Annotated in this window: 14 protein-coding genes; 6 read left to right on the top strand and 8 right to left on the bottom strand. The window is 36.1% G+C overall.

Translation table 11 applies throughout. The features are described from left to right. Positions 1-136 precede the first annotated feature (136 nt). The 3 genes from J2Y60_RS21005 (at position 137) to J2Y60_RS20995 (ending at position 1,268) form a co-directional block, all read left to right on the top strand. Positions 137-370, top strand: a complete 234-nt coding sequence (locus tag J2Y60_RS21005) for a hypothetical protein (RefSeq protein WP_309923387.1) — start codon at positions 137-139, stop codon at positions 368-370. A 348-nt stretch (positions 371-718) separates the two neighbouring features. Further along, a complete protein-coding gene (locus J2Y60_RS21000; RefSeq protein WP_309923385.1) occupies positions 719-952 on the top strand; it encodes a hypothetical protein in 234 nt (77 codons plus the stop codon). Continuing rightward, positions 942-1,268, top strand: coding sequence for a type II toxin-antitoxin system RelE/ParE family toxin (locus tag J2Y60_RS20995; protein WP_309923383.1), 327 nt, complete (start codon positions 942-944; stop codon positions 1,266-1,268). Before J2Y60_RS21000 ends, J2Y60_RS20995 begins: the two co-directional genes overlap by 11 nt. A 40-nt stretch (positions 1,269-1,308) precedes the next feature. Here the strand turns inward: J2Y60_RS20995 and miaA are convergent, their stop codons facing one another. From miaA to moaC, 3 genes are all read right to left on the bottom strand, one after another. Then, the gene (gene miaA, locus J2Y60_RS20990; protein WP_309923381.1) at positions 1,309-2,226 is read right to left on the bottom strand and encodes a tRNA (adenosine(37)-N6)-dimethylallyltransferase MiaA; all 918 of its coding nucleotides are present in this window, start codon (positions 2,224-2,226) and stop codon (positions 1,309-1,311) included. Between the two features lie 209 nt (positions 2,227-2,435). Beyond that, positions 2,436-3,014: an NTP transferase domain-containing protein gene (locus tag J2Y60_RS20985; protein WP_309923379.1), complete on the bottom strand. Its 579-nt coding sequence runs from the start codon at positions 3,012-3,014 to the stop codon at positions 2,436-2,438. A 166-nt stretch (positions 3,015-3,180) separates the two neighbouring features. Then, positions 3,181-3,651, bottom strand: a complete 471-nt coding sequence (gene moaC, locus J2Y60_RS20980; protein ID WP_309923377.1) for a cyclic pyranopterin monophosphate synthase MoaC — start codon at positions 3,649-3,651, stop codon at positions 3,181-3,183. Between the two features lie 153 nt (positions 3,652-3,804). Between moaC and J2Y60_RS20975 the strand changes: the two genes are divergently transcribed. Next, positions 3,805-5,001 carry a molybdopterin molybdotransferase MoeA gene (locus tag J2Y60_RS20975; protein ID WP_309923375.1) on the top strand — a complete coding sequence of 399 codons (1,197 nt, stop codon included), beginning with the start codon at positions 3,805-3,807 and terminating at the stop codon, positions 4,999-5,001. A gap of 125 nt (positions 5,002-5,126) precedes the next feature. On the opposite strand, the gene J2Y60_RS20970 is transcribed toward J2Y60_RS20975, so the two are convergent. The 5 genes from J2Y60_RS20970 to J2Y60_RS20950 form a co-directional block, all read right to left on the bottom strand. Then, on the bottom strand, positions 5,127-6,161 hold the full coding sequence (locus tag J2Y60_RS20970; protein ID WP_309923373.1) for an alpha/beta fold hydrolase: 1,035 nt from the start codon (positions 6,159-6,161) through the stop codon (positions 5,127-5,129). Between the two features lie 11 nt (positions 6,162-6,172). Then, a complete protein-coding gene (locus J2Y60_RS20965; protein ID WP_309923371.1) occupies positions 6,173-7,342 on the bottom strand; it encodes a glutathionylspermidine synthase family protein in 1,170 nt (389 codons plus the stop codon). Between the two features lie 482 nt (positions 7,343-7,824). Further along, a complete protein-coding gene (locus J2Y60_RS20960) occupies positions 7,825-8,517 on the bottom strand; it encodes a hypothetical protein (RefSeq protein ID WP_309923369.1) in 693 nt (230 codons plus the stop codon). 215 nt (positions 8,518-8,732) lie between these two features. Further along, positions 8,733-10,127 carry a M56 family metallopeptidase gene (locus J2Y60_RS20955; protein WP_309923367.1) on the bottom strand — a complete coding sequence of 465 codons (1,395 nt, stop codon included), beginning with the start codon at positions 10,125-10,127 and terminating at the stop codon, positions 8,733-8,735. Positions 10,128-10,145: 18 nt separating this feature from the next. Further along, a complete protein-coding gene (locus J2Y60_RS20950) occupies positions 10,146-10,520 on the bottom strand; it encodes a BlaI/MecI/CopY family transcriptional regulator (protein WP_309923365.1) in 375 nt (124 codons plus the stop codon). A 137-nt stretch (positions 10,521-10,657) separates the two neighbouring features. Between J2Y60_RS20950 and J2Y60_RS20945 the strand changes: the two genes are divergently transcribed. Continuing rightward, positions 10,658-12,211 carry an NFACT RNA binding domain-containing protein gene (locus J2Y60_RS20945; protein ID WP_309923362.1) on the top strand — a complete coding sequence of 518 codons (1,554 nt, stop codon included), beginning with the start codon at positions 10,658-10,660 and terminating at the stop codon, positions 12,209-12,211. A 507-nt stretch (positions 12,212-12,718) separates the two neighbouring features. Continuing rightward, on the top strand, positions 12,719-14,392 hold the full coding sequence (locus J2Y60_RS20940; RefSeq protein WP_309923360.1) for a sodium/sugar symporter: 1,674 nt from the start codon (positions 12,719-12,721) through the stop codon (positions 14,390-14,392). Positions 14,393-14,465 lie beyond the last annotated feature (73 nt).

Raw genomic sequence — 14,465 nt, 5'->3', positions numbered from 1 at the left:
TAACCATTTATATAGATTTTAACAAAATTTAAGGTATTATGTATTGCATAGTACCTAACAAAACACTTAACTTTGTATTGTAATTAAAAAGCCACTCTTGCGACACATATATAGAACATTTAAAGCTATCATAACGATGAAATCTTTTACTATTGCTCTTACATTATTTATGGTTACCGCTCTGTCTAATAACACATTAGCCATTGGGTTTCCACATAATTTGTTGTCGGGAAAGAAAGTGGAAAGAAAAGAAGGAAAATCTAAAAATATTGTTCCAGAAATTCAAAAAAAAACAATAACTGAAAAAGAAAGTCGTTTATTAAGTATCGGAAGTAGATTTTTACTCCTAGCGTTCAGACGCGAAGACTAACAATAATATTATCAGGCGAAAGCCAACATTTGCCATGTTTTGGCATTTTTTAGAACACATTATCTATTTAGTTTTGGTTTAAGGATGATTTGTAGCGAAGCCTTTTAGGTTTCGCTACATTTGTTTTGGAGGGTTTGTCATCTTTGATAGCGTTATCATCACAATTGTTTTTTCTCTTTTATGATAGTATTTATAAATCAACATGCTGATTTACTAAAAATACACCAATCTTATACTATTTTTTATGTGCTTTATGTAAATTTGTTAAGTAATGGTTGACACACAAAATTGTAAGCTCGCAAAAAGAGACTAATAAAAGACTGGTAATTTTTAAAATATTTTTAAGATATGAGATTACAGATAATACAAGATGGTAAGGGAAAAACCACTGGTGTATATATCCCTATCAATGAATGGAAAGAGCTCAAAAAACAATATCGAGACTTAGAAGCGTTGGAATATCAAGAACCAACCAAAGAACAGGTTTTGCAAGAACTTAAAGAAGCTGTTTTGGAGCTTAAATTGGTAGAGCAGGGAAAGTTGAAAGCCCGCCCCGCAAAAGACTTACTCAATGAGTTATAGTATATCTTCCATTCCGCTTTTTGATAAACAAGCAAAAAGGCTTGCTAAAAAATATCCTTCGCTTAAAAAGGACTTAATGGAACTATTAGAAAACCTTGCCAATAATCCAGAACAAGGTAAATCGCTTGGTAATGGTTTTTATAAAATTCGACTGGCTATTGCTTCTAAAGGAAAAGGTAAATCTAGCGGAGCAAGGGTCATCACTTATATAAAAGTTATTGATACAGTTGTCTACCTTACTTCTATCTACGACAAGTCAGAAAAAAATACCATTACTGATAAAGAGCTTGAACAGATTTTCAAACTTATTCCCTGACAAACTCAGTAATCTATTTATACTCTTTAATGCTTACTATTCACTTTAGGGAGTTCGCCACAAAATCCATAATCTCTGCTACATTCTTGGCATCAAACCAATGAAATTCGTCTTGGTTCTTAAACCATGTCATTTGCCTTTTAGCATATCGCCTTGAATTTCTTTTGAGTAACCTTACCATCTCTTCACGGTCATAATTGCCATCCAGATGCTCGTAGATTTCGCGATAACCTACTGTTTTTAGGGCATAATGTTCGCGATAATCCATGACGGCTTTTGCTTCTGCTTCCAAGCCCGCCCCTAACATCAAATCCATTCGTGTATCTATTCTGGTATAGAGTTCCTCTCGTGGTCGTTCTAATGCTATTTTTAGCATTTTGAAAGGGCGTTCTGCCTTCTGATTCTTCCTAAAACTCGAAAAAGGTTTTCCCGTAGCCATGCATACCTCCAAAGCCCTTAATACTCTTTGCGTATTTTGGTCGTCTACTTGCTCAAAATATACAGGGTCTAGGGCGCGCAATTCTTCTTTTAATAAACCCAATCCTTCTTTTTCAAAACGTTCGGCAAGTTGCTGACGTATCTGTAAATCCGCCTCAGGCATTTCATCTATTCCGTCTGTAATCATTTTTATAAACATCCCCGAACCTCCAGTAAGAATGGCAGTATCTTTACGAGTAAAGATTTCTTCCAAAACCTTCAAACAATCTCGTTCAAAATCTCCAACAGAATAATAATCGTGAATAGAATGAGAATCTACAAAATGATGAGGTACGCCGTCCATTTCTTCAATAGTTGGCTTGGCTGTTCCAATAGCTAGTTCACGATAAAACTGACGAGAGTCTGCGGAAACTACTTCTGTATCTAGTTCCTTAGCGAGTTTTACACAAAGGTCTGTTTTTCCAACAGCCGTAGGGCCTACGATGATGATGAGTGTTTTATGTTTGGGTTGTATGTTCATTTGTATTTAGTAGTGAGCCTTGAGCAGTCATCTATGAGATTTGAGCTGTGAGCAATAAGTATTTTAAAGTAAAAAAGCTTACAGCTTATAGCTGACAGCTATGAAATTTGTTTTTTATGCTAAATTAAATATTCATGGCTCATTGCTACTTGTTCGTTCCTCATAACCGACTGCTCATGGCTCAAAGCTCACTGCTCATAGCTGACAGCTTAAAGTTTAAAGCTATTATACTCTTCTGTTGTATTGACATTTTTTAACATTTGTATGTCGGGTACTTGTAATAACGCTATGTCTAAACTTTGTAAAAGTCGCATCGTAGCTTTTTTACCTTGCTTCAGAAATTCTTGTAGCGGTTGATAAAACCTAGGTTCAAAAATTGTCAGTAAAGGTTCTGGGAAATGCTCTTCAGGGTTTTCAAAAGCCGTTGCGTACTTTTCAGGATTACGGTTTTCCAATAAGAAAGTAATCGTTTCCTGATTTACCAAAGGCATATCGCAAGCTATTACTAGCCATGCTGAGTCAGGGAATTGTTGAAAAGCAGAAAAAATACCCACAATCGGACTCTTCACATTAATCTCTGGTACATCCTGAATCGCAGGCAAAGTAGTTTGCTGATTTTCGTTGATTGATACAAATACTTCATCACAAAAAGGCTTCATCAAATCATACAAATATTGCTCCTGAGTTTTGCCGTGATAGTTCAGAAGACGCTTTTCTGTTCCCATTCGGCTACTCAGCCCGCCAGAAAGGATTAATCCTTTTATGTTTGTTTTACTGTTTAATGGCATTTGGGGAAGGCATTTTTAAGAACATATTTTTATTATTTATCCAATCTATAGTGAGGGACTTAAGTCCCTCGCTATAGATTGCGTCGTTGGGGTTGACTTACTCATGGCATGACTTAAAGTCATGCCATGAGTGAAAGCCGATGACCGAAACCCGAAGACTGACAGCCTACACCTTATAATCACTCTTCCCGCCAGTCTTTAAAATCAGTTTTGTTTCTTTAATAACAATATCATGAGAAAATGCTTTACACATATCATAAAGCGTCAAGGCAGCAATGCTTGCACCTGTCAAAGCCTCCATTTCTACCCCAGTTTTAGCCGTTAGTGAACATGTACAGGTAATAATCACCTCATTGCCAGCTATTTCTGTAGTAAACTTACATGAATCCAGCCCTAATGGATGACAAAGTGGAATCAACTCAGACGTCTTTTTGGCACCCATTGTTCCAGCAATAATAGCCGTTTGGATGACAGAACCTTTTTTAGTTTTCAAGTCGCCGTCTTGGAAGTTAGCCATTATTTCGTCCGTTAATACCACGATGCTTTGTGCCGTAGCAGTACGCTTGGTAATAGCTTTTTCAGAAACATCAACCATCGCAGGCTGATTGTCGGCATCTAAATGAGTAAAGGTTTTCATATACTGTTGATCAAGAAATTCGTTTTGAACAAATTCAAAAGAATAAACCATTCCCAACGGAATCCTGTTTATTTTTGCACAAAGGTAAATATCTAATCTTGATTCCCTACATTTAGTTGAAATACAGTTTCGACCAAAATCTCAAAAATATTTATGATTTCAGTAGCAGAAGCCCTCAACATCGTAATGTCTAACCCCTACCAAACTACGGTTTCTGCAATACCGTTGTTATCATCCGTTGGCAGGACATTAGCCGAAGATATTCTAGCTGACCGCGACTTCCCTCCCTTTAATAGAGTGGCGATGGATGGTTTAGCTTTTTGTTTTGATGAAGTAGATTTTCAAAAGATAATCATTGAAAACATTCAGTTTGCAGGCGAAGCTCAAAAGGCATTGCGAGATAACACAAAGGGCATTGAAGTAATGACAGGAGCAATTTTGCCGTTAGGTTGTGACACCGTGCTGCGTTATGAAGACATTAATATTGAGTCAATTAATGACATGAAGGTAGCTTCAATAACGATTGTTAAAGAAGAAATCAGAAAAGGACAAAATGTGCATCTACAAGGTTCTGACCGAAAAGCAGAAGATGTTTTATTGCAAAAAGGTATCAAAATTAGCCCTGCTGAAATAGCCGTAATGGCGACTGTAGGAAAAAGTGTAGTAAAGGTAAATAGCACACCAAAAATTGCTATTATTTCCACAGGAGATGAATTAGTTGATATTGATGTTTCGCCTTTACCTTATCAAATCCGTAGCTCTAATGCTTTTATGTTAGCGGCGGCTTTACAGCAAATCGGGATTGAAGCTTCTACTTTTCATCTGATTGATGAAGAAGCGATACTCTATCAAAAACTACAAGAAATTATTACTTCACACGATATTCTGTTACTGAGTGGAGGAGTTTCGGCAGGAAAAAAAGACTATGTTCCTGCTATTTTAGCTGATTTAGGACTTGAAAAGCTATTTCATAAAGTAGCTCAAAAACCAGGCAAGCCCATGTGGTTTGGCAAAACCCAAGAAGGGAAAATCGTTTTTGCCTTGCCCGGCAATCCTGTCTCTACTTTTTTATGTTTTTGTAAATATGTATTGCCTACGCTTAAAGGGGGCATAAAAAATGAGCAAGTAATCTTGGATAAAGATATTGTCTTCAAGCCCGACCTTAGCTACTTTGTACCTGTAAAAACCTATTTTGAAGCAGGTAAAATGCTGGCTACGCCTTTTGAAGGCAGTGGCTCTGCCGACTTCGCTAACTTAACCGATTGTGATGGTTTTGTGGAATTACCAGCAGATAAACAAGTGTTTAAAACTGGGGAGGTGTTTGGATTTGTAAGGTTTAGAGGGCTGTAAGCTTATAGCTTTGAGTTATGAGCTTTGAGCTTTCAGCCTTAAGGTGTAAGCTTTGAGCCATCAGCCATAAGATTTAAGTATTTAAAACTCATAGCTCAAAGCTCATGGCTCAAAGCTATAAGCTATTACACAACAATCTTCCCCTCCACAAATTCCAACATCCGTTTATCACCATAATATAAGTCATCGGCATTGGATAGGTAAAAACCACAATGGCCGCCGTAATTTGGGTATTCAGAGAAGATATAATCTGAATGCTTGGCAAGGTCTAGCATCGCACAGCTTTCAGATAATACAGGGTCATTCTTGGCATTCAGGATAAACGAAGGCACCCTTATTTTATCTACATAAGGCATCGCAGCACATTGCTCGTAATACTCCTCCGCATCTTTCATACCATGCAAGGGTGCTATGTAATTATTGGTAAAGTCTTCTAAATATTTATACTTTTCAAATTCTTTAAATATCTGACTATCAATCAACTCCCATCTATTTTTCAAGAATTTCAGCAATTTCACTTTAAACCTTTCGGCATAAAAGCCTGCTTTTCCCATCGCTACGATGCTTCCCTGCAAATCAGTTGGGCAAGATATAGCGACTACTTTCTTGATTTTATCAGAAATCCCCTCCCCTTTTTCTCCTGCATATTTCAGCGCAATATTCGCTCCTTTGCTGTAGCCTACCAATACAATTTCTTCGTAAATACCTTTGGCTAAAGCATGGTTTACTACAGCTTCTAGTTCATCACTACTCCCGTGGATAGTCATGCGCTCTAGTCGATTTTTTTCTCCGCTTAGTCCTCGGTGGTTCCAAGCCAACACATCCCAACCAATAGAATTAAATGCTTTTACACCTCCTAATAAATAAGGGCGAGTAGTATTGCCTAAAAAACCGTGTGATAGTATCGCCAACGATTTACTAGGCTGTACGTTACTTTGTTCCTCTACTGCTGCTATAGCCTTCTTTTTTGTTTTTACTTTTTTAGTAGCTTTTCCTGCTTTCGACCAATCTAAGTCCAGAAAGTCGCCATCCCATAGTTCTAATCGTTCGCGGTCGTATTCAATTCCAGTTACTTTTCTGAGTGTACTTGGATAAATTGTTGAAAAATGAGCATCCTTCCAGATATGTGAAGTTCTGTAAGACGTTTGAATAATGGGCATATTAATAATATTTATACAACAATGTGCCCACAAAATTGGGCTGTATTGTCGATGATTTTTCCACCTTTTCTAAAACCTAAACCACATGCTTCGCCAGCAAAAAAAACACCTGCTTGGTAATAATTCCCAGTATGGTCGCTTAGAAATTGGGTATATTCTTGATAAACGGCAGCTTGTTCAAAATATTCTCCGTCTTTTGCATCAATTGTTGCACCTGCTGCCGAAAGTATTTTTACATTGGCTCCTTCTCGCCCAAAAAGCACTTTTTGTACGGAGGCTTTATTAGCCAAAGGTTTGCTATCTGTTTCCAATAACAACGGATGATTGGGAAATAATTCCCATAAAATACGCAATAGTCCTTTCGACTGGAACAATAACGTATAAGCTGGATTCAATACAATGGCTTTATTGTCATAGACTATTTTGGTGAGAATATCAGCCAATTCGGGTTCGTCCCATCCAATGTATTCCCACGGCACTAGCTTAAACCAGAAATCATATTTTGTAAAACTCCCATTTCCTTTATTTTGCTGAAATATACCATCAATCGGCGAGAACTCTACATTTTCGATTTTCTCGTAGGCTATTTCAAAACCTGCTTCCATAGCTGCTTCGCCCAATACTTGCATATTGGTATCGTCTTCGGGGAAACCTTCCATCGTTGAAATCAACAATGAAGGTGTCAATACAGGATTTTGGCGTTTTAGTTCTTTGAATTGTTCAATCAAAGATTCATAGAGGGTATTAAATTGCGAGCTTTCATCCAGTCCATTGGCCTTTAAAGAAGCCCACTGTACAATGGCAGTTTCTGGAATACAAGTAGCAGTATCGGCATTAAATTCTATTAGTTTGATGGGCTTTCCATCCAAACCTCCGCTCAAATCAAAACGCCCGTAGATATGCCAATGGTTATCGTTTTCCCAAGAGTATTTCACTAGCTTGATTAGGTTTTCGGGAATGCCTATTTCTTTAAAAAGCTCATTTTCAACCACATGCTGTGCTGCTTCAATATACATTTCGTACAATTGCATCACCGCATCATAGTAGTTTTCTGCTTCTTTTTCTGAAACGACAATCATTTCATCCGTAATATATGGAAGCGTACTTTCGCCAAGCATCCATTCCCAACCAGCATTTTGCAAGGTACGCGTAGGTGAAATATTTAATTTTTTGAGCTTCATTGTTAATAGCTATAAGCTAACAGCTTTGAGCCGTCAGCTTTGAGTTTTTTTATTGTATACCCGAAATTTAATATGTTATAAAGTTATGAGTCGTTAGCTTTGAGTTATCAGCTTCTTTATTAAATACGTAAAATTTAATATGCTATAAAGCTGTGAGTCGTCAGCTTTGAGCTATCAGCTTATTTATTGAATACGGGAAATTTAATATGCTATAAAGCTATGAGTCATCAGCTTTGAGCTATCAGCTTCTTTATTGAATACGGGAAATTTATACATTACAATGTAATTAAAAAGCTCAAAGCTTACTACTAATAGCTTAAATACGCTAAAATAAAAAGCTCAAAGCTCACTGCTCATAGCTTAAATAAAAAGCTCACTGCTCATAGCTGATTGCTTAATCATTATAAAATCTATGCCACTAAAAATGACTGAAGAGTGGGAAAAAGCTGACAGCTTAAAGCTCACTACTCATAGCTTAAAGCTTATCCATGATACCCCCCATGACTAGAACTATGAAAGAAACCACTTCTTCCCGATACTGGTCTGGAAGTAATTGTCCTTGAATTCCCAATGCTCTGATGAATAGTATTTGATTTTTGGAAAGCACTTGCTGTGACATAATAACGACCCAAACCTCCTCCGTAATATCCAACATGGCGTCTTCTTCGTGAGCTGTCTTGGTTTGCACTGCTATAAGATGAACTTGATGAATTAAAACCATTCGACATATCTGGGCGATAGTTAGTGTACGTCGGGCTCAACGTTTTGGCTAATAAATAGCCCATTCCACCATATAATAAAGCATTCGATAGATTATTGGTATGTCCTACATTCGCTTGATTAGTAGCAATTTCATTATCAATCAATGCCTTTACTGCTCGGGGTGAAAGTGTATCTTTTTTGCCATCCAAATACTTAACAATAGCCACGGAACTATCGGCAGGCACTTCTACTTCATCTGTAATTTTGAATTCACCTTTAGAAGTCTCAGTAATATAAGTTTTTACTCCTTTTGTATAAACTTCCACTTCTTCGTAGTCGCCTTCATCCTCCTCATTAGAACTTCCACAGCTTTGTAGCATCACGGTATTACCCAACACAGCTAAGGCCAAAGTACTTCCGACGGTTATATCTTTGACTTTGCGAATAAATGAACTTTTGCGTAAGGGCGTCATTGTCTTTGATAACGATTATAAAAATCGTGAAATGTTATTTTGGTTTGTCCATCAAAGATATTCTGGATTTTTGCAATAAGAAAATACTTAGGAAGAATGGTATTTTATTTTTGGGAACGGTAAAAGCGGTATGTAAACGAGGACATTTCTTGATAAAAAACAAAATGTTTGAATCAAAAAAAAGCTTGATAGATAATACTATCAAGCTTCTATATTTATTTTTTTACTTTCGTTGGCATTGGTCGTGGCGATGGTGGCATTGGCGGCGGCGGGGGTGGTGGACCAAGGGGAGCTACAAAATGTTCGCCCGTGTTTTTATCAGCAAAAAGGACAATCATAGCATCTAATTCTTTAGGATTTTTATTAACCATTTTGCTAAGGTCAAAATTGAAATGGGATGGCAAATCAGCTACTTTTACTTTCTTTTTATCTCTTGCATTTTTATTCTTCTCATTTTCATCAAGGCTAATTTCAATGCGGGTTAGCTTTTTGTCTTTATTATACGCTACATTTTTTACTTTTATCAAATAACCGTAGCTTTTAAAATGTTCGGCAACGATTCCATTGACCAAATCTGGAGTAACTTTTCTAGGACTTAAAGTCATAAAAATTTGGCCTTTTTTATCATTTGTGTTCACCGTGAAAAGTTCTTTGTTATCAGAAACATTAACATCTGGATAGTTATTCACAGCACTATGTTGTGGGCTCTCAACATTTTTATTAGGCTTTTCTTGAAATTTCTTGACGACAGTTTCAAAAGAAAACGCCATCATAATTAGTCCCAAAATGGGCAGAACGGATAAGTAAGCTAACTTTTTCATAGGTATTGATTTTTGTTTAGTAAATAAAAAATGAATGCGGTCGGAAAGGGGTTTTCTACTAAAAGAGTGTATCATCAGGGGTTGAACTTTTAAACCTGCTAATTTCAACAATAAGTGTGCGTAAGTCTGAGGGTGATACTGTTTTATCATTCGGCTATCTACTTCATATTCATGCACTTCTGCTAATGAACGCTGATAGAAGTAAACAATAGGATTGAACCAAAAAGCGATCTTTACAAGCTCGACAAAAAGTAAATCATAAGAATGCAACAGCCTAATATGCCAGCGTTCGTGCGTTAGAATTTGTTCTACTTCGTGGGCTTCTAGCCGGCTGTCATCAATAAAAATCAGGTTAAAAAAAGATGAATTGGCAAATTTGCCAGTATTTGAGATATAAGATTGAGAAGGTTCTTTTTTAAGATTTGTCAACTTAAAAATTAAAACAATTATTTTTCCTAACATCAACACAAAGCCCAACCAGTAAGATAAAAAGAGTAAATTCATCCAATTAAACCCTACTACGCTTTTATTTGCTGTTACTTCTGAACCGATATTTCCGAATTCATTGAATTGTCTTAATGAGTAAATTCTCACATAATTGGCTAACTCTTCAGCGCTATAAGCCAATTCTTTCACCTCCCAAGTAAAGGTTGGAATCAGCAAACTAAATATTAGGCTAAGCAATAGATACACCCGATTCAGCCGTATGAAAGTAAATGTTCTGAAAACAAAGAAATACAATCCATACAAAAGCATCATCGAGATACTTGATTCTATTAGATAATTCATCGTTTGTCGCTTTAAAAATTATGACATTTTATCCGTTTTCCCATCAATAATACTTTTCAACACATCCAGTTCTTCCGAAGAAATAGACTCTTCTTTCACCAAAAATGATAATAAACTGCTGGCAGAATTATCGAAATAATTATTCAATATTTTCTTAAAAGTCTTTTTGGCATATTCTGCTTTGGCAATTATCGGAAAATATTCATAGGTCTTTCCATAAGCCTTATACCCAACATACCCTTTCTTTTCGAGTATCCTGACTACCGACGAAATCGTATTGTATGGAGGTTTGGGTTCTTCGTCCATTTTCTCGATAATGTCTTTTACAAAAGCACTTTTCAACTCCCAAAGTGCCTGCATGATTTTCTCTTCTGTTTTTGTCAATTCTTCCATGAATCAAAACTATAACTTATTTTTCAGTTTTACAACTAAATAATAAGTTATTTAACGTATTTATCAGTTCATCGATACAATAGGTAAATCAATTACCTTTGTTATCCAATAAAAAGCCTTATGCTTTCCATAATTTTATGCAAACCAATTATTATTTTCTTCGTCAATTATCCAAAAAGCTTTCAACCGAGCTGACTGGTTTAGTGCTGGCAGAATGTTTTACCCAAGAAAAAGACGAAATATTATTAGGCTTTTGTAGCGAAGGCAAACAATGGCGTGACCAAAAAGATTTTTATATTAAAGCTGTTCTTCATCCAGATTTTGCTTGTTTAGCTTTCCCGAAAGACTTTAAAAGAGCAGGGCGTAATTCGGCCAATCTTTTTAAAGAAATCATCAATTTAAAAGTGTTGAGTGTCCGCCAGTTTGAAAACGAACGTGCTTTTTCCCTTTATTTTGAAAATAACTTTGTATTACTGTTTAAAATGTATGGCAATCGTTCAAACATTATTCTTTTTCAAGAGAACGAAGTGATTGACTTGTTTCAGAATAAACTGGTGATTGATAATAATGTAGCAATAGATAAACTAGACCGTCCGATTGATCAAAGCTTTGAAGCTTTTCAGGAAAAAGGTTGGAAGACCCTCTTCCCTACTTTTGGCAAAGAAATCACCAAGTTTCTAAGCAAAAATAGACCAGAAGCCGTTACTTGGGAACAAATCCAAGCGATTACAGCACAACTTGAAAACCCTACTTATTACTTAAAAACGATAGACTATCAGCCTGTTTTATCACTAATTGCAGAAGATGGCGAGATTATCAATACTTTTACCGACCCACTAGAAGCTAGTAATGCCTTTTATTATGCCCATAACAAAATCAATGTAATTGATAAAGAAAAAGGCGTAATCATTAAAATACTCCAGAAGCGAAAAACACGGACACAAGCTTATATCGATAAGTGTTATCAACAGTTGAATAGCTTGGACACGGGCGTAAAACATGATGAAATTGCGAACATTATCATGGCGAACCTTCACGCTATTCCTGAGCGAACTGAGGTAATAGAATTGTATGATTTTTATCGTGACCAGCCCATTAAGGTACGCCTAAAACCAGATTTGAGTCCGCAAAAGAGTGCTGAGAATTATTACAGAAAGTCCAAAAATGAGAAAATCGAAATTGAGAAATTGATGGAGAATCTGGAGGCCAAAGAAATGGATATGACCGAAATCGAACAACAGATTAAGGATATTGAATGCTTTGAAACGTTAAAAGAATTCAGAAAATATTTAAAGGCTAATCAGTTAGAACCTTCCCAAAAAGTAGTGGATACAGTTCAAACACTTTTTAAATATTATCAATTTGAAGGGTATGAAATATTAGTAGGCAGAAATGCCAAAAACAACGATTTACTTACACAACGCTTTGCTAGAAAAGAAGATTTGTGGTTACACGCCCGTGACGTGGCAGGTTCGCACGTAGTGGTACGTAAACAGGCTGGCAGGAATTTCCCTGTAAATGTCATCGAGAAGGCAGCGGGGCTAGCGGCTTTTTATTCAAAACGCAAAACTGATACCCTTTGTCCTGTGATTGTTACACCCAAAAAATATGTCAGGAAAACTAGAGATTTGGGCGAAGGGCAAGTAATTATCGATAAAGAAGAGGTAATAATGATTGAGCCTAGTTTGTAGGTAATACTCAACACTTTTCTTATTAGCAGGCGACTTAAGTCGCCTGCTAATAAGAAAGGTTAGACATTTATACAAATGTTAGCTGAATTTGCACACCATCTTGTATTTAATTAAAAGACTGTCTACATTCTAATTATTTATCTCATACTAGTGTTCAAACCATTAAAAGCAATATTTCACAAAAGGATATTTTGTTTTTTATAATACAAACCAAATTTTTTAAAGAGAATGGCTTATAATTCACCAATTTTTCAGACTTTACTATTTTAAACCAAAAACATAGTATTATTTATCTACTTTATTGAAAAAAATTACGGGCAAATGTGTCAATTTGACATGATTAAAATACAACATAACATACTAAAAATCAGATAATTATAAATTTATCGCTAAACATAATATAGTTTTTGCAATATATTTTATAGTATTTAATCTATTTAATTTTGAATTAATGCAGTATCTTTCGGAATGAAAAATAATATATAACCTAAAAAATAAATAAACCCAATGCAAAAAGGACTGCAATCCATTGATTATTTAGTATTCTTCTTTTATTTTATCGTTGTAGCAGGTTACGGCTACTGGATTTACCAACAGAAAAAATCAAAACAAGCATCATCTACAGACTTCTTCCTTGCCGAAGGTTCACTTACTTGGTGGGCAATCGGTGCATCGATGATTGCTTCAAACATTTCAGCCGAACAATTTATCGGTATGGCTGGTAATGGTTTCAAAATGGGCTTAGCTATTTCTGCTTACGAATGGATGGCTGCGGCGACGCTTGTAATTGTGGCGGTATTTTTTATGCCAATCTATTTGAAAAATAAGATTTTTACAATGCCTCAGTTCTTGAAACAGCGTTATAATTCAACAGTAAGTACCATTATGGCTGTTTTCTGGTTGATTCTATATGTTGTTGTTAACCTTACCTCAATTTTGTACTTAGGGGCATTAGCTATCACCACTATCTCAGGTATTGATTTCACCTTGTGTATGTGGGGTCTTGCGTTTTTTGCTGTAATTATTACATTAGGTGGTATGAAAGTTATCGGTTTTACAGACGTTATTCAAGTGTTTTTCTTAATCTTGGGTGGACTTTGTACTACTTACTTAGCGCTTACATTGGTATCACAACAATTTGGCGAAGTGGGAGCTATCGAGGGTATGAAACAAATGTTTACACGCGCTGATGACCATTTCCACATGATTTTGAAAAAGGATAACCCTAATTATACTTCATTACCGGGCTTAGCAGTATTGATTGGTGGTATGTGGATTGTAAACTTAAACTACTGGGGTTGTAACCAATATATTACTCAGCGTGCCTTGGGTGCATCGCTTCCGGTGGCTCGTGAAGGTCTTTTATTTGCAGGTTTCTTAAAGTTATTAATGCCTATCATCGTAGTTATTCCGGGTATCGCAGCGTATGTATTATACCAAAATGGCTTGTTCCAACAAGAAATGTTGGGAGCAGATGGCACAGTGAATCCTGACCACGCATATCCTGTATTATTAAACTTACTTCCTGTTGGGTTAAAAGGACTTTCATTTGCTGCTTTAACGGCTGCTATCGTGGCTTCTTTGGCTGGTAAAGCTAACTCAATCTCAACTATCTTTACGCTTGATATTTATCAGAAATTCTTCAAGAAAGATGCTACTGAAAAAGAACTAGTAAAAACTGGTAGAATCGTGATTGTTGTTGCCATGATTCTAGCCATTTTCATCTCTCCTTTCTTGGGAATTGATAAAAAAGGTGGTTTCGACTTCATTCAAGAAATGACTGGTTATGTTTCTCCGGGTATTTTTGCAGTGTTCTTGTTAGGTTTCTTCTGGAAACGTGCTAACTCTGCTGGTGCTATGATTGCTACCATTGGTTCTGTGGTTATCTCATTGGTATTGAAAGAATTTCCAGATTGGACAGGTCTTTATCAAACGCCAATTTACACTTCTTTCTTAGATGCAGAAGGTAAACATATTATTCCTTTCCTTGACCGTATGGCAATTACTTTTGTCGTGTGTGTTATTGTTATGGTTATTTCAGGTTTATTAGACCCAGCAACTAAAGAAAACCCTAAAGCTTTGGAAATAGATGCTACTATGTTCAAAACGACAAAAGGTTTTGCTATTGGTGCTGCTGCTATCGTTGCTATTTTAGTAGTGCTTTATACTACTTTCTGGTAGTAAGTAAAAGTCGTGAATTATGAGTGATGAATTATGAATAAAATATCGTTATAAAACACTTTAAATTCACAAT

The organism is Arcicella sp. BE140 (assembly GCF_031456255.1).
Taxonomy (GTDB): domain Bacteria; phylum Bacteroidota; class Bacteroidia; order Cytophagales; family Spirosomataceae; genus Arcicella; species Arcicella aquatica.
This window is presented reverse-complemented; position numbering and strand designations above follow the sequence as displayed.

What these genes read in the sequence shown, in the direction of transcription:
- J2Y60_RS21000 (WP_309923385.1), top strand. Translation starts at nt 719, where the DNA reads ATGAGATTACAGATAATACAAGATGGTAAGGGAAAAACCACTGGTGTA.
- J2Y60_RS20960 (WP_309923369.1), bottom strand. Translation starts at nt 8,517, where the DNA reads ATGACGCCCTTACGCAAAAGTTCATTTATTCGCAAAGTCAAAGATATA.
- J2Y60_RS21005 (WP_309923387.1), top strand. Translation starts at nt 137, where the DNA reads ATGAAATCTTTTACTATTGCTCTTACATTATTTATGGTTACCGCTCTG.
- miaA (WP_309923381.1), bottom strand. Translation starts at nt 2,226, where the DNA reads ATGAACATACAACCCAAACATAAAACACTCATCATCATCGTAGGCCCT.
- J2Y60_RS20965 (WP_309923371.1), bottom strand. Translation starts at nt 7,342, where the DNA reads ATGAAGCTCAAAAAATTAAATATTTCACCTACGCGTACCTTGCAAAAT.
- J2Y60_RS20985 (WP_309923379.1), bottom strand. Translation starts at nt 3,014, where the DNA reads ATGCCATTAAACAGTAAAACAAACATAAAAGGATTAATCCTTTCTGGC.
- J2Y60_RS20975 (WP_309923375.1), top strand. Translation starts at nt 3,805, where the DNA reads ATGATTTCAGTAGCAGAAGCCCTCAACATCGTAATGTCTAACCCCTAC.
- J2Y60_RS20945 (WP_309923362.1), top strand. Translation starts at nt 10,658, where the DNA reads ATGCAAACCAATTATTATTTTCTTCGTCAATTATCCAAAAAGCTTTCA.
- J2Y60_RS20995 (WP_309923383.1), top strand. Translation starts at nt 942, where the DNA reads ATGAGTTATAGTATATCTTCCATTCCGCTTTTTGATAAACAAGCAAAA.
- J2Y60_RS20940 (WP_309923360.1), top strand. Translation starts at nt 12,719, where the DNA reads ATGCAAAAAGGACTGCAATCCATTGATTATTTAGTATTCTTCTTTTAT.
- moaC (WP_309923377.1), bottom strand. Translation starts at nt 3,651, where the DNA reads ATGAAAACCTTTACTCATTTAGATGCCGACAATCAGCCTGCGATGGTT.
- J2Y60_RS20970 (WP_309923373.1), bottom strand. Translation starts at nt 6,161, where the DNA reads ATGCCCATTATTCAAACGTCTTACAGAACTTCACATATCTGGAAGGAT.
- J2Y60_RS20950 (WP_309923365.1), bottom strand. Translation starts at nt 10,520, where the DNA reads ATGGAAGAATTGACAAAAACAGAAGAGAAAATCATGCAGGCACTTTGG.
- J2Y60_RS20955 (WP_309923367.1), bottom strand. Translation starts at nt 10,127, where the DNA reads ATGAATTATCTAATAGAATCAAGTATCTCGATGATGCTTTTGTATGGA.